Raw genomic sequence first — 13,862 nt, 5'->3', positions numbered from 1 at the left:
GAACATGTTTGTCAAAACGGTGAACATATTACGTGGTGCGGTTTATCCCTGTATATACAGGGAACACTCTAATTATAACTTTTTGTTTTATAATTAAAAGTAAGTACATTAAAATTTTTACCAACTTTTTGGTTTGTTTTTTGAGCAAATTGTTTTGATTTAACGAGTATTTTTATTATTGGCATAATTAATGCTATAAAGTTGATGTTAGCGCATTGACCGTTAACGATAACCTTATTGATTATTATAATAATTTTAATTTAGCTTAAAAATGATAATTATTATTATTTGGTATTGATAATTGTGATCATTAGCAATAAGATATCACCACATTATTACCAAAAGGTTAGAGGTATGCTATGCCTTGGGGTTTACGGAAGACCGTTGCTGTTCTATTTTTATCATTGTTTTCTTTATCATTTTGTTATGCCGATATTACCTTACCGACACCGCAAACGAAAGATGGAATGAGTCTGTTTGAAAGTCTAAAAAAACGCGCATCAACGCCAGGTGGTGGTTTCCCTGCTGGGCAAGTAACGGATGATGAATTATCAACAGTACTTTGGGCTGCTAGTGGATTAAACCGTGGTAAGACAGGGTGGACAGTTCCGATGTCGAAAGGCAAAGCTCCTTATGTGCGCATTTACGTTGCAAGTGAAAAGGGGACTTTTTTATATGAGTGGGATGGTCATTATCTGCGTGAAATCAATAAGCAAGATATCCGAGGTGATGTTGGACAGCAAAGCTTTACCAAACGTGCCGCTTATTCATTAATTTTTGTCTCAGATGCGAAAGCATTGACAGATATTAAACCAGACGAAGTCACAAACTTTAGTTATACCGCTGTTGGTGCTATGAGCCAAAACGTATATTTAGCAGCGGCTGCTTTAAAATTAAGTACTCGTTATATCCATTCCATTAAGTCAGAAGCAATAAGCCAAGCATTACAATTGCCAAAAGACGATATACCGTTAGGTATGATTTTGTTAGGAAAGTAAAAGGTAAAGGACGTTATGAAAAAGTTTTTTACGTTAGCTTTATTGCTAATTGCTAGCTTGGTTGCTTTTGCACCCTCATCTTATGCTAATGAAAAACAATACAAAAGCTGGAACGAAATTATTGATGAAATGGATGTTATCTTAAATGATGCTTATGATATCTATTTCATGAAAGACGCCGAACGAGCCAAAGCACGAGTCAATAATGCCTATTTCGGTTTTTATGAAAAGCATGGCGTTGAACGTGCAGTAATGTCTTATATTTCAGGAAAGCGCGGAACGGATACCGAGTATCAATTTGCTAAAATTAAGCGATTAATGACCAATGGCGCACCAAATAAAACCGTTCGTGCTGAAATTGATGTAATTTTAAAAATGTTACATGAAGATGCAAACGAATTGGATGGTAAAAAAGAGAGTGGTTTGAGTGTCTTTTTTGCTTCATTCATTATTATTTTCCGTGAAGGTTTAGAAGCCATATTGGTGATTGCTGCCATTTCTGCCTATTTAGTGCGTACCAATAACAAACCAATGTTAAAAGTAGTATATATCAGCTCAATGGTAGCCATTTTTGCAAGCATTCTTGCAGCTATTGCCTTGCATACTATTGTAGGTTTAAGTGGTGCTAATCAAGAAATTATGGAAGGTAGCGCGATGTTATTGGCGACTGTTGTCCTGTTGTTTGTCAGTAACTGGATGGTTTCAAAAGCTGAAGCCGAGGCTTGGAAGAGTTATGTGGAAGGTAAAGTACAAACCGCGGTAACTACTGGTAGCAGTTTTGCTTTGGGGTTTGCTGCATTCTTAGCTGTATTTAGAGAAGGGGCTGAAACCATTATCTTTTATCAAGCTATGTTAGCTGATGCCAAAGAACATATGGATATGGTGTGGTATGGTCTGGGTGTTGGAACGATCATTTTAACATTTATCTTTCTTGTCATTCGCTTTGGTGCAGTTAGATTACCACTTAAACCATTCTTTATTTGCACAAGCATGCTTATGTATGTAATGGCGATAGCTTTTGCTGGTGGCGGTGTAAAAGAGTTACAAGAAGCCGATATTATTCCTGTCACACCAGTTGATTTTATACACTCGGTTGAAATTTTAGGCATTTACCCAACCGTCGAAACATTGATACCGCAAGTAATTATGGTTCTTGTTGTAGTACTGTCTGTGATGTACTACAAAAAAGGTGAAAATAATATAAAAGCGCAATAAATTAAAATCCACCTTGTTAAGGCCTAATGATTGAATTGCAAAAGTGGAAAAGTAACAGGCTATTTTTAGTTACCTACATTTTGACTACGCAAAAGATGTTCTAAAAAGCAATAGTACTGTTACCAACGAGTAATAACAGGTAGTTAATCAAAAGTAGTTTAAAACGGATCAATAAGATCGTTAAAACACTATTTAAATTGTAAAGGAGTTTTCAATGAAAAAATTAGTTATAGCTGTCGGTGTTTCATCAATACTTGCATTATCTTCATTTGCTCATGCAGCCGCACCAGCCCCAGGCGAACAAAAAGGTTTTGAAGAGTTTCCGATCGGTGACGAAGTAACAGTTGGTCCATTACATATTGGCGCAGTATATTTCCAACCGGTTGATATGGAGCCAGTTGGTGTTGGTGGTTTACCAGCATCAAAATCGGATATGCATCTTGAAGCTGATATTTCAGCTGCGGAAGGCAATAAATTAGGTTATGGTGTGGGCAGTTTTGTTCCTTATTTAACGGTAAAATATAAAATTCAAAAAGAAGGCAGTAATAGAACTACCGAAGGTAACTTTATGCCTATGAGTGCCTCTGATGGCCCGCATTATGGTAATAACATCAAACTTGAAGGTGCAGGTAAATATAAAGTAACCTTTATTATTGAAAACCCAGAAAAACAAGGTTATTTATTACATGTAGATAAAGAGACGGGAGTTGAAGGTCGTTTCTGGAGTAAACCTATTGAAGTTTCTTGGGACTTCGATTATATCCCTCGCGCATGGTAATTTGTTGTAAAAAAGCAGTATAATGCTTTTTAAAATTAGGATGATTTATGGCGAGTATTAAGCTCGCCGATCTATATTGTAATAACCAGGCAATGATTATGCTTCAATATCTTATCAACATTACCGACAATACTTTTATTTCTGTAATCATGATTGCACTACTCAGTGCAGTAATTGCCAAATCAAATATCTTCTGTCATAAAAAAATTATTTCCTTTGGTTTTCTATTAGGATTTATTGCAGCATTAATTTTTGCCATTTTAAAACGTAACACAGGGTTTGCGGTGCGTGAATTTTATGATCTTGGAGTAATTATACCTTGGGTCATTATTGCGTTACCTTTATTAGTTTGCATTTGGATGCAAAAATCTTGGCATAAAACCTTGATTAAGGTTTTATCTATAATGTTATTTGTGCTGGCTAGTGGTTTAATTACGGCACAATGTTTACCGAATTTAATGCTCTATCCATTCGAATTTGCTGTCGGAATGGAGTCCATTTTTAATAATGAATATTTGTTTAAATGGGTTGGGTATGGATTTGCTCTATTGGTTTGTGTCTTAATTGGTTTATTCACTTATCGACTGTGTGGCAGGTTATCCAATAGGCTAGTTACAATAGTAACAACGCTTTCAATCATTATTTTTACCATTCAAAATGGTATTAATATCATGCAAATTTTAATCGTTAGACGGTTTATTGCTTCGCAGAAATGGATGATGGAATTGGTGATTTTTATTTTAGGTCATGTCAATTTTTTCACATTTATTTTTATGGCAATCCTACTGCTGTTGACGATAGTGCTCTATATCAAATCAAAAACAACCTCGTTAGTGGGTAGCAATCCTGCTCAAATCCGCAAACTTAAATCGCAATTACTTCGAGACAGAAGAACTTCACTATTTTTGATGGCTGGCGTTGCTATTACGGCTTATACAGTGACACGAGCACGTTATATTTTTGAAAAAGGGGTAGAACTTACGCCAGCCGAACCGATTTCAGCCAACGCAAACAATCTAATTGTTATCCCTCTTGATAATATCAATGATGGTAATTTGCATCGTTATGGCTACCAAGCAACCGATGGTACTTTAGTTCGTTTTATTGTGATTAAAAAAAGCGAAAATGCCTATGGTGTAGGCTTTGATGCTTGTGATATTTGTGGTGCAAGTGGGTATTACCAACGTGGTAATCAAGTCGTCTGTATTTTGTGTGATGTAGTAATGAACATTGCCACCATTGGTTTTGCTGGGGGTTGTAATCCAGTACCACTTAAATATGAAATTATTGACGGCAATATGGTGATTCGTCCTGCGCATCTTGAAGCTGAAAAAGGTCGTTTTAAATAAAGAGTATCCAAGGAATAGAGTATGTTTCGTAGAATGTTACTAAGCGTGTTAGTACGCCAAAAAAAGAAGCTCTTTTTAATTGCGCTCACTGTTGCCTTAGGTGTCTCATTAGCCACTGCCATGTTAAATGTTATGTTTGATGTTGGTGATAAAGTTAATCAAGAATTAAAAGCGTATGGAGCTAATCTAAATATTGTGCCTAAAAGTACTGCGTTAGTAAGTGAAATGTATCAGTTGGATAATAATGATAATCAACAAGCGGTGCAATACATCAAACAAGATGATCTCGTTAAAATTAAGATGATTTTCTGGGCATATAATATTGTCGATTTTGCGCCTTATCTTAATGCCCCAGCCATGTTAAACGATAAACCCATTACAATTGTCGGAACTTGGTTTAATAAACACCTTAAAATTCCGACTGGCGATGAGGTTGATACAGGTATGTTAGCCATGAAATCATGGTGGACAATCGAAGGCGATCAGATGACTGATGATAATCTGCAAGGTGTAATGGTTGGTAAATCAATTGCGAAACAGTGGAATTTAAAATTAGGTGACAGTATTGAGGTTACATCTGTTCTAACAAAACAAAAAATCACATTAACCGTGCACAATATTTTCCATAGTGGTGGCGCTGAAGATTCACAATTATTTGTATCCCTCCCAATTGCGCAGCAGTTAGCTGATAAAAATGGACTGGTTGAACGTGTTGAAGTAAGTGCATTAACCACCCCTGAAAACGAATTGGCTCGTAAGGCCGCGCAAGATCCTAACAGCTTATCACGCACCGAGTGGGATACATGGTATTGCACTGCTTATATTAGTTCAATCGCTTATCAACTAGAAGAGTTAATGCCAGATGTCCGCGTTAAAGCCATTATGCAAGTGGCGGATTCAGAAGGTTCTATTTTACAAAAAACGCAGTTATTGATGTTATTGTTAACCATTTTATCCTTAATTTGTTCCGCATTAGCTATTTCAAATTTAGTGACAGCAAATGTGATAGAACGCAGTACCGAAATTGGTTTACTTAAAGCACTCGGCGCAACAAATAGTGCTGTTGCCTTGCTCATTTTAACCGAAATCTTAATTATTGCCTTAATGGGCGGTGTTTTGGGTTACTTTATTGGTCTTGGCTTTGCGCAGATTATTGGTCATACCGTATTTGGTTCGTTTGTCGAACCTAAAATGATTATTGTTCCTTTAGTATTAATAATGGTTACCTTAATTACATTTTTAGGTAGCTTACCTGCACTGCGTATTATGATGTTTTTACGCCCTACTGATGTACTGCATGGACGATAAGGGTAAAGGTAAATCTGATGATTAATAAAAATCGACGCTTTATTATTAAAACCATATTGAGTTCGCTCATTCGTCGTCGCTCTCGCATTATTATTGCACTTTTAGGCGTGGCGATTGGCGCAACGGTATTATTAGGCATGGTTACGCTCTGTTTTGACATTCCAAGACAGATGGGGCAGGAGTTCCGTTCTTATGGAGCGAATTTATTATTAATGCCCGCGAATAATCAGTCAACTATGTCAATGACTGATGTACAAAAAGCAGTAAGCTTACTACCACAAGATAAACTACTTGGTGTCACGCCGTTTCGCTACGGCGCAGTGCGCGTTAATCAGCATCCTTATACCATTGTTGGTACTAACTTTAACCAAGTTACCAAAACCAGTCCTTATTGGCATATTGAAGGTAGTTTGCCACAAAAAACACATGAAGTGATGATTGGGACCGATATAGCTAACTTTGCCAATTTAAACGTTGGCAGTGAAATATCCATTTCGGGTAAATCTAAACAAGATTCTCGTTTTGATGAAGAGTTAACTATTACCGGTATAGTTAAAACAGGTAGAGCTGAAGATAATTTTATTTTTGTCGATCTGCATGATTTAGAACAATTCTTTGAAGAGAGTGATCAAGCTGAAGTTGTTGAAGTCAGCATCACAGCATCACAAAATGAGTTAAAGGACTATATAGATACCATTAAAAGTCAATCAACCACAATCGAACCCCATTTAATTAAATGGGTGACACAATCAGAAACCTCAGTATTAGGTAAACTGTCATCACTCCTTTATTTAGTGACCCTTGTGGTTTTAGTTCTCACTATGATTTGCGTGGCAACTACCATGATGACGGTTGTAATGGAGCGCCGTAAAGAAATCGGTCTTAAAAAAGCCATTGGAGCCAATAATAAAAGTATCGCTAAAGAGTTTTTAGCCGAGGGATTAGTTCTTGGTATTATTGGAGGGATTATTGGGGTAATTTGTGGACTTATTTTTGCTCAGGTAATCAGTTCTAATGTTTTTGGTCGTTCAATTATTATTGAATTTTATTTGATACCAAGTACCATTTTAATATCAGCAATTGTGACGGTAATTGCCTGTTTAATTCCGGTTAAACGTGCATTAGATGTAGAGCCAGCATTAGTATTGCGTGGCGAATAGGATGTAAAGTATGAATATACTCGAAGTTAATAATGTATCTAAGATTTATGGTTCTCTTCATGCCTTATCAGATGTGAATTTAGTTGTAGAAGAGAGCAAATGGTTATCCATTATGGGACCATCGGGCAGTGGCAAAACGACCTTGATGAATATTATTGGTTGTATGGATAAACCATCTTTAGGTTCGGTCATTTTAGATGGACAAGATATTACCCAATTATCTCTACCCGAATTAACCGAAATCCGCCGTGATAAAATCGGTCTTATCTTTCAACAATTCCATTTAGTGTCTTATCTAACCGCACTCGAAAACGTAATGGTTGCACAATATTATCACAGCATGGTCGATGAAAAAGAAGCCATGCAAGCGCTGGAAAGGGTTGGACTTGCTGCCCGTGCTAAGCACTTGCCAAATCAGTTATCAGGCGGAGAACAGCAACGTGTATGCATTGCCCGCGCCTTAATCAATTATCCAAAATTAATCTTAGCCGATGAACCTACTGGTAATTTAGATGAAAATAATGAAGCAATGGTTATGAATTTACTGCATCAACTGCACGAAGAAGGGAGTACTATTATTGTTGTGACTCATTCACTTGAAGTATCAAAACATGCTCAAACAACCGTTGTACTTGAACATGGCAAGGTTGCCCGAGTAATTAATAATTAATATTTAAGGTTTTAAATTATGCAAAATCGTGTTGTTTCATCACTCATCTATATCATTATTGGCATATTATTTATTTTATTTCCTCTGTATATTTTACCCGTCTGCCCACATGAAACCGTTAACCTATCAACTGCAACAATGCAAGGTCAAGTAGAACATGTGCATACAGGTGTTGGTAAAATTATGAAATGCTTTTGGACAGGCCGAGCTGAAGTTGGCGTGGGCAGTTTGATTATTGCAATTGGCACTTTAATGCTATTTTGTCGTAAAATTTTTCTGCGAATGGGATTAAGTATGGCAATTGCTTGCATTTCATTATTTGCTTTGGCTATTCCAACCGTTTTAATTGGCGTATGTGATAATCAAATGATGCGCTGCAATATGGGTGCTAAGCCAGCACTCGTTTTATTGTCATTGTTATTATTTATTATTGCGCTGGTGAATACTTTCTATCTTAATAAAGCGGCCAGAAGAAGCATATTTTAAAGATATACAATCTTTAATAAAAAATAGGATCTAAAACATGCAAGAACAACCCATCACCATGGCTAATTTGGCTTGGCAAAACATTCAACGGCGACCATTTCGAAGTTGTTGTTTGATTATCATTGTTATGTTGTTTTCTGCCACACTTTTTGGTGGTAGCGTGATTATGAAAAATCTCAGTTTGGGAATTTCTGGCATGGCTGATCGCCTTGGTGCAGATATTTTGGTTGTTCCATACGGTTATGAAAAAAATCTAGAAGTGGCCTTATTACGGGGTGAACCAAGTAGCTTTTATTTAAAAGTTGATTTGATTGATAAAATCAAAAATATAAAAGGAATACAAGCAATATCACCCCAGCTTTTTATCGCTTCGCTCAGTGCAGGTTGCTGTACTTCAAAAGTGCAATTAATTGGTTTTGATCAGCAAAGCGATTTTGTGATCAAACCTTGGTTGCAATCGCAACTTACTCAGCCACTTACTGATAACCAAGTAGTAGTTGGATCGAAAATTAGTTCAAATATTGGCGATGAGGTCATGTTTTTCAATCATCCTTTCAAAATAGCAGCCAAAATGGATAGTACGGGGATGGGTTTTGACACTTCGGTATTTATGACTATGCAAGCAGCACACACTTTAATGAAAGAAGCTGAATTAGTGCAAGGCGATATCGATCATTTTGCGGATTATGCTTCTTCCATTTTTATCAAAGTCGATCCTGATTATCAGCCTAAAGATATTGTTAATCAAATCATGCCCAAATACGCCATCGACTATAAACTTGATTTTGTTATGACTAAAGGTATGTTAAGTGATATTTCCAAATGGTTAAATGGCTTTTCGACTATTGTATATAGTTTATCGGCAATTTTTTGGGTATTAGCAATAGTGATTATTTTTGTCATCTTCTCGTCAAATTTAAATGAGCGCAAGCGCGAAATCAGTTTATTGCGTATCTTAGGGGCTTCACGTCGAGATTTAGTAAAAATGCTGCTGCGTGAATCTTTAATTATTAGTGCATTAGGTGGCTTAATGGGCATTTTATTAGCAGGTGTGTTGCTCTATGCGTTTAGCTTATTAATCTGCCAAACCATTGGTTTGCCATGCATTAATCTTTCAGTGATTGATGCGTTATGCTATGCAGTAGTGGTATTGGCATTAACCGTAATTATTGGACCATTATCAAGTATCTATTCAGCTTTATCTATGACTAAGTTTGATACTTACAGCACGCTCAGAGAGGGTGAATAATGTTACTGAATGTTCGAAATTTGCGTAAAGATTATCAACGTGGTCAACAAACCTTTGCAGCAGTAAATAATGTCAGTTTCAGTATGCAATCAGGTGATTTTAAATGCATTATGGGTAAATCGGGTAGCGGTAAAACGACGCTTTTGAATATGATTGCGGGTTTATTAACACCAACACAGGGGAAAGTAACATTCAATGATGTAAATCTATTTGAATTAGATGATCAGCAAGTATCGACTTTTCGTAATCAGCATATTGGTTATATTCCTCAAGGCAGCAGTTTACTCCCTAATCTTACTGCGATTGATAATATTCGCTTACCTTATTACTTAACTAAGCGTCCAAATAAAAGTAGCTTGGGTTATGCGAAGAGTTTGTTGGAAAAAGCTAAAGTCAGTTATTTGCAAGATGTTTATCCAGCCAATATGTCAGGCGGTGAAATGCGTCGCATTGCCATATTACGTGCATTAATTTGCCAGCCACAAATCATCATTGCAGATGAACCCACCAGCGATCTCGATGAGGAAAGTTCTACTGATATTATGCAACTGCTAAAAGAAATTAACCAACAAGGTACTGCGTTATTGATTGTCACCCATGATAATGATGTAGCAAGTTATAGCCAAAATATCATGAAAATGTCGGCAGGGCGGTTTATTGATTAAATTAGTCAATGCTCACTGACATAATCTTAAGTGAACACTGACTTATCCATTTTGCCTCACTTGTTAAAGCAATAAGGGATTACAGCCCATTTCAATCATTATGTTATTAAGCTTTAACAGGGGCAATCCGACTAATGAATTAATATCATCTCCCTCTAACTTATCAAACAACGTTATGCCGAGTTCATCACATTTAAAACTGCCAGCACATTGTAGCGGCATCTCTTTAGCAATATAGGCATCGATTTCAGAACTACTGAGTTGCCGAAAGGTGACTTTGAACGGCTCACAAAGAGTAGTGGATTGACCGGAACGGGTATTAATAACTGTCATCCCTGTGTAAAAATAGAATGTTTTGCCACTGCTATTGGCAAGTTGTTTGCGCGCATTTTCAATAGTATGAGGTTTGCAAACAATTTTTCCCTCTAGAACCCCTACCTGATCTGAGCCAATAATTAAACTGTCTGGGTATTTATCGACTAATGATTGCGCTTTGAGATTCGCTAAACGTACCACTAACTGCTCAGCAGACTCACCCGCAAGCGGTGTTTCGTCACAAATAGGCGGAACACATTCAAAAGGGATAGCGAATTTTTCAAGTACTTTTTTACGTGATAGCGATGTTGACGCTAAAATGATTCTCATATTGATTTATCTCTTAAAATCCAAGCGGAAGGATGAGCATTAAATCCGATATGTCCATAATAATCAACCGCACTTGGTGCAGCCAGTAAAGTTATCGAGCAATTTTCATGAGTATTCTTTTTTACTTCTTTAATTAATTGTTTACCAATACCTTGTTTTTGATAATCTTCATCTACAGCGAGATCGGCCAAATAAGTTATATATACAAAATCCGTTAAACAACGCGCTATACCAATTAATTTATCATTATGCCAAGCGGTTATAACTAAGTTAGCATTATCTAACATAGCTTTAAATCGAGTTGAATCGGTAAGAGGTCGGCGTTCGCCTAGTGAACAGTGACGATAAAGTGCAATAGCTTGTTCAAGTTCCGGTTTGATGTCTGAACGGTAAATAATACTACTCATGGTGATCTCCGTCATGAAATGAGTAAAAAAAGGTTTCATTTTTCTAAATTGGTTTTAGGATATTATAGTAAGCATCAACTAACTTAACTATTAAAAATAAAAAAATAAACCCAAAATGAGTATCATAATAATCAAATGCCATGATCCTTAAACCATATGACTGTTAGACCGTATTGTCAAAGATCATTTATCAGGTTTTATTTAGCGAGGGGGTAGTTTTATGTACAACAAAATTTTAGTACCGATTGATGTGCTTGAAGATGAGTTAACCCAAAAAGTCATCCCACATGTCGAATGTTTGGCAAAATTATCAAATGCCGAGGTGATCTTCTTCCATACCTTGCCAGTAGCGTCAGCAATTGTGAATGCTTACTCATTTGGTTTTGATGAATTTAAAGATAAAGCAACTGTACAAACTGAACAGTGGTTACGTAAGTTAATGGCTTCTATTAATTTACCCCAAGAAAAATTGTCGTTTTCTATTGCGTTTGGTAATCCAAGAGATGAAATTCTTCATATTGCGGAAGAATTAAAACCCGACTTAATTATATTAGGATCACGTCGTCCTAATATTACCACTCACTTACTGGGATCGAATGCGGCAGGTGTAGTCCGTAGTGCGCAAACGTCAGTTTTAGTGGTTCGATAGTTGCGAAATTTATTCTTTAAACTAAAACGAGGAGCGAATAACTCCTCGTAAGTAATTTATAATCTGATGCTCTTAGTAAATAACCTAAAAATCCATATCAATACAATCTATGCAGATGGACGACATGCATTTACTTTTGCTGTTGGACAATAAAACAGCAGTGAATTTGCTTATTACGTTTAAAGTCCAAAGATAACGTTTTATTGGTGATATCTTGATAAGTCAATCCAAGGTTTTGCATACCCGCGTTATCCATTTTAAAACCCCGTTTATTGTTCGAAAACACAATAATGCCATTTGGTTTTAATAACCGTTTTAAATTTGTCATTATTTTTAAATGATCACGTTGAACATCAAAAGTATCACTCATTCTTTTAGAATTTGAAAATGTAGGTGGATCAATAAAGATTAGATCGAACTGATCATCACTTTGTTCTAAATACAATAAACAATCAGCTTGAATTAAACGATGCTGTCTACCTGTTAATCCGTTTTGTTTTAGATTACGATCGGCCCATTGTAAATAAGTGCGTGACATATCAACCGTCGTAGTTGACTTAGCACCACCTAGACCCGCATAAACCGTTGCACTACCGGTATAAGCAAATAGATTTAGAAAATCCTTACCCGCACTCATTTCACCAATCATTTTGCGCGCTAAACGATGATCTAAAAACAGCCCTGTATCTAAATAATCGGTCACATTTACCCAAAACTGAGTTTTGCGTTTATTAATGGCATACTCGTGCACCAAAAAATAATCCTGTTTTTGGCTCAATTTTTGATATTGCTGTTTGCCTTTTTGCTTTTCACGTGTTTTTAAAACTAATTGATCAGCAGTGAGTTCTAACACTGACATAGTGGCGTTAATAATATCAAATAGCCGTTGACGAGTTTTTTGTGGATCGATATTTTTAGGTGCTGCATATTCCTGTACGACTACTTTATCTTTATAACGATCGATAGCAACATTGTATTCAGGTAAATCGGCATCATAAAGGCGATAACACTCTAGCTGTTCTTGTGCAGCCCATTTTTCAAGTTTCTGCTTATTTTTTCGTAAACGATTAGCAAAATCAGCCGCTGGCAATATTGGTGTGCTGACTTGTTCAGTAGATCGTTGCGCAATAGTATAATTTTTTTGTACACAATCTAACGGACCATTCTTCGCTTTAAATTGTCTTTCTGCACGCATTTGTAAACAGTCTAACAATTGAGGTGCGCCACTAAATAACGAAAGTCGCCAGCCACCAAAGTATTGCTTAATTTGACGACCAAGCGCTGTGTGCAAGGCAACAAGAGCAGGCTCACTTTCTAATCTTTCGCCATAAGGTGGATTACTAATTATTGTACCTGTTATATCATTAGGCAGTGGATTGGTTAACTGCGTTACATCCTGTAATGCAAATGTAATCAAATCGCCTACACCCGCCTGAATGGCATTTTGTTTTGCTCGCTCTAACACAACGGTATTATTGTCGTAACCGATAAATGGTATATTCGGTTTGCTAATATTGTGTTTAGCGGCAAATAATAGTTCATTCCAAAGTATTGGATTAAAGCCTTTCCAAGCAAAGAATCCCCAATGTTTACGTAATAAACCCGGTGGAATTTTAGCAGCAATCATCGCTGCTTCGATTAGCAGTGTTCCCGAACCACACATAGGATCGATTAATGGCGTATCCATCTGCCAGCCTGAGCGCATAATAATTGCAGCAGCTAAGTTTTCTTTCAATGGCGCTTGTCCAGTTTGCTGACGATAACCACGTTGATGCAAACTATTACCACTTAAATCTAACGAAAGTGTTACACGGTTCTTATTTAAATAAGCATGAATACGAACATCAGGATCTTGCTTAGCCACATTAGGGCGCTCACTAGTATGACGAGTGAAGTGATCAACAATTGCATCTTTAATTTTGAGTGCGCCATATTGGCTATTACGGATGAAATCGTTTATACCAACAAAATTAATCACAAAGGAGTTATCAACTGCAAAAATATCTGGCCATTTAATATTAAAAACACACGAATAGAGATCTAAATCACTGTAAATATCAAACTCAGCAATTGGCAACAATATACGCGATGCCAGACGCGACCATAATAATGATTGATATAATGTCTTTTCATCCGCATCAAAAAAGACACCCCCTTGAGCAATTTTACAATCGACCGAACCTAACTCTTCTAACTCTTTTTTCAATAACTCTTCAAGCCCGCGTGACGTGCTGGCAAATAGTGTTTTCATGCATAATCCACTTAACAATAAAATTGAATGCA

At 36.6% G+C, this 13,862-nt stretch carries 14 protein-coding genes; 11 read left to right on the top strand and 3 right to left on the bottom strand.

What is annotated here, in order from left to right:
- Positions 1-359: 359 nt before the first annotated feature.
- The 10 genes from H3S88_RS00270 to H3S88_RS00225 all read left to right on the top strand — a co-directional run bounded on the left by H3S88_RS00270 (position 360) and on the right by H3S88_RS00225 (position 9,878).
- On the top strand, positions 360-998 hold the full coding sequence (locus H3S88_RS00270) for a nitroreductase family protein (RefSeq protein ID WP_198226516.1): 639 nt from the start codon (positions 360-362) through the stop codon (positions 996-998).
- Between the two features lie 15 nt (positions 999-1,013).
- Positions 1,014-2,213: an FTR1 family protein gene (locus tag H3S88_RS00265; protein WP_198226518.1), complete on the top strand. Its 1,200-nt coding sequence runs from the start codon at positions 1,014-1,016 to the stop codon at positions 2,211-2,213.
- Between the two features lie 214 nt (positions 2,214-2,427).
- Positions 2,428-2,991, top strand: a complete 564-nt coding sequence (locus H3S88_RS00260) for an iron transporter (RefSeq protein ID WP_198226520.1) — start codon at positions 2,428-2,430, stop codon at positions 2,989-2,991.
- Positions 2,992-3,089: 98 nt separating this feature from the next.
- Positions 3,090-4,340 (top strand): Fe-S-containing protein, encoded by a 1,251-nt coding sequence (locus tag H3S88_RS00255; RefSeq protein ID WP_198226522.1) that lies wholly within the window; start codon positions 3,090-3,092, stop codon positions 4,338-4,340.
- Between the two features lie 21 nt (positions 4,341-4,361).
- Positions 4,362-5,648, top strand: coding sequence for an ABC transporter permease (locus tag H3S88_RS00250; protein WP_198226524.1), 1,287 nt, complete (start codon positions 4,362-4,364; stop codon positions 5,646-5,648).
- Between the two features lie 17 nt (positions 5,649-5,665).
- Positions 5,666-6,808, top strand: coding sequence for an ABC transporter permease (locus H3S88_RS00245; RefSeq protein ID WP_198226526.1), 1,143 nt, complete (start codon positions 5,666-5,668; stop codon positions 6,806-6,808).
- Positions 6,809-6,818: 10 nt separating this feature from the next.
- On the top strand, positions 6,819-7,478 hold the full coding sequence (locus H3S88_RS00240) for an ABC transporter ATP-binding protein (protein ID WP_039130581.1): 660 nt from the start codon (positions 6,819-6,821) through the stop codon (positions 7,476-7,478).
- Between the two features lie 18 nt (positions 7,479-7,496).
- The gene (locus tag H3S88_RS00235) at positions 7,497-7,964 is read left to right on the top strand and encodes a DUF4418 family protein (protein WP_086326597.1); all 468 of its coding nucleotides are present in this window, start codon (positions 7,497-7,499) and stop codon (positions 7,962-7,964) included.
- 37 nt (positions 7,965-8,001) lie between these two features.
- The gene (locus H3S88_RS00230; RefSeq protein WP_198226528.1) at positions 8,002-9,213 is read left to right on the top strand and encodes an ABC transporter permease; all 1,212 of its coding nucleotides are present in this window, start codon (positions 8,002-8,004) and stop codon (positions 9,211-9,213) included.
- The gene (locus H3S88_RS00225) at positions 9,213-9,878 is read left to right on the top strand and encodes an ABC transporter ATP-binding protein (protein WP_198226530.1); all 666 of its coding nucleotides are present in this window, start codon (positions 9,213-9,215) and stop codon (positions 9,876-9,878) included. Before H3S88_RS00230 ends, H3S88_RS00225 begins: the two co-directional genes overlap by 1 nt.
- A 63-nt stretch (positions 9,879-9,941) precedes the next feature.
- Here the strand turns inward: H3S88_RS00225 and H3S88_RS00220 are convergent, their stop codons facing one another.
- Together H3S88_RS00220 and H3S88_RS00215 are read right to left on the bottom strand one after the other, a co-directional pair.
- Positions 9,942-10,523: a nucleoside triphosphate pyrophosphatase gene (locus tag H3S88_RS00220; protein ID WP_198226532.1), complete on the bottom strand. Its 582-nt coding sequence runs from the start codon at positions 10,521-10,523 to the stop codon at positions 9,942-9,944.
- A complete protein-coding gene (locus H3S88_RS00215) occupies positions 10,520-10,930 on the bottom strand; it encodes a GNAT family N-acetyltransferase (protein ID WP_065737628.1) in 411 nt (136 codons plus the stop codon). Before H3S88_RS00215 ends, H3S88_RS00220 begins: the two co-directional genes overlap by 4 nt.
- A 220-nt stretch (positions 10,931-11,150) precedes the next feature.
- Between H3S88_RS00215 and H3S88_RS00210 the strand changes: the two genes are divergently transcribed.
- Positions 11,151-11,579: a universal stress protein gene (locus H3S88_RS00210; protein WP_086326599.1), complete on the top strand. Its 429-nt coding sequence runs from the start codon at positions 11,151-11,153 to the stop codon at positions 11,577-11,579.
- A 130-nt stretch (positions 11,580-11,709) separates the two neighbouring features.
- On the opposite strand, the gene rlmKL is transcribed toward H3S88_RS00210, so the two are convergent.
- Positions 11,710-13,830 carry a bifunctional 23S rRNA (guanine(2069)-N(7))-methyltransferase RlmK/23S rRNA (guanine(2445)-N(2))-methyltransferase RlmL gene (gene rlmKL / locus H3S88_RS00205; protein WP_198226534.1) on the bottom strand — a complete coding sequence of 707 codons (2,121 nt, stop codon included), beginning with the start codon at positions 13,828-13,830 and terminating at the stop codon, positions 11,710-11,712.
- Between the last annotated feature and the right edge of the window lie 32 nt (positions 13,831-13,862).

The organism is Gilliamella sp. B14448G11 (genome assembly GCF_016101765.1).
Lineage (GTDB): Bacteria > Pseudomonadota > Gammaproteobacteria > Enterobacterales > Orbaceae > Gilliamella > Gilliamella apicola_N.
This window is presented reverse-complemented; position numbering and strand designations above follow the sequence as displayed.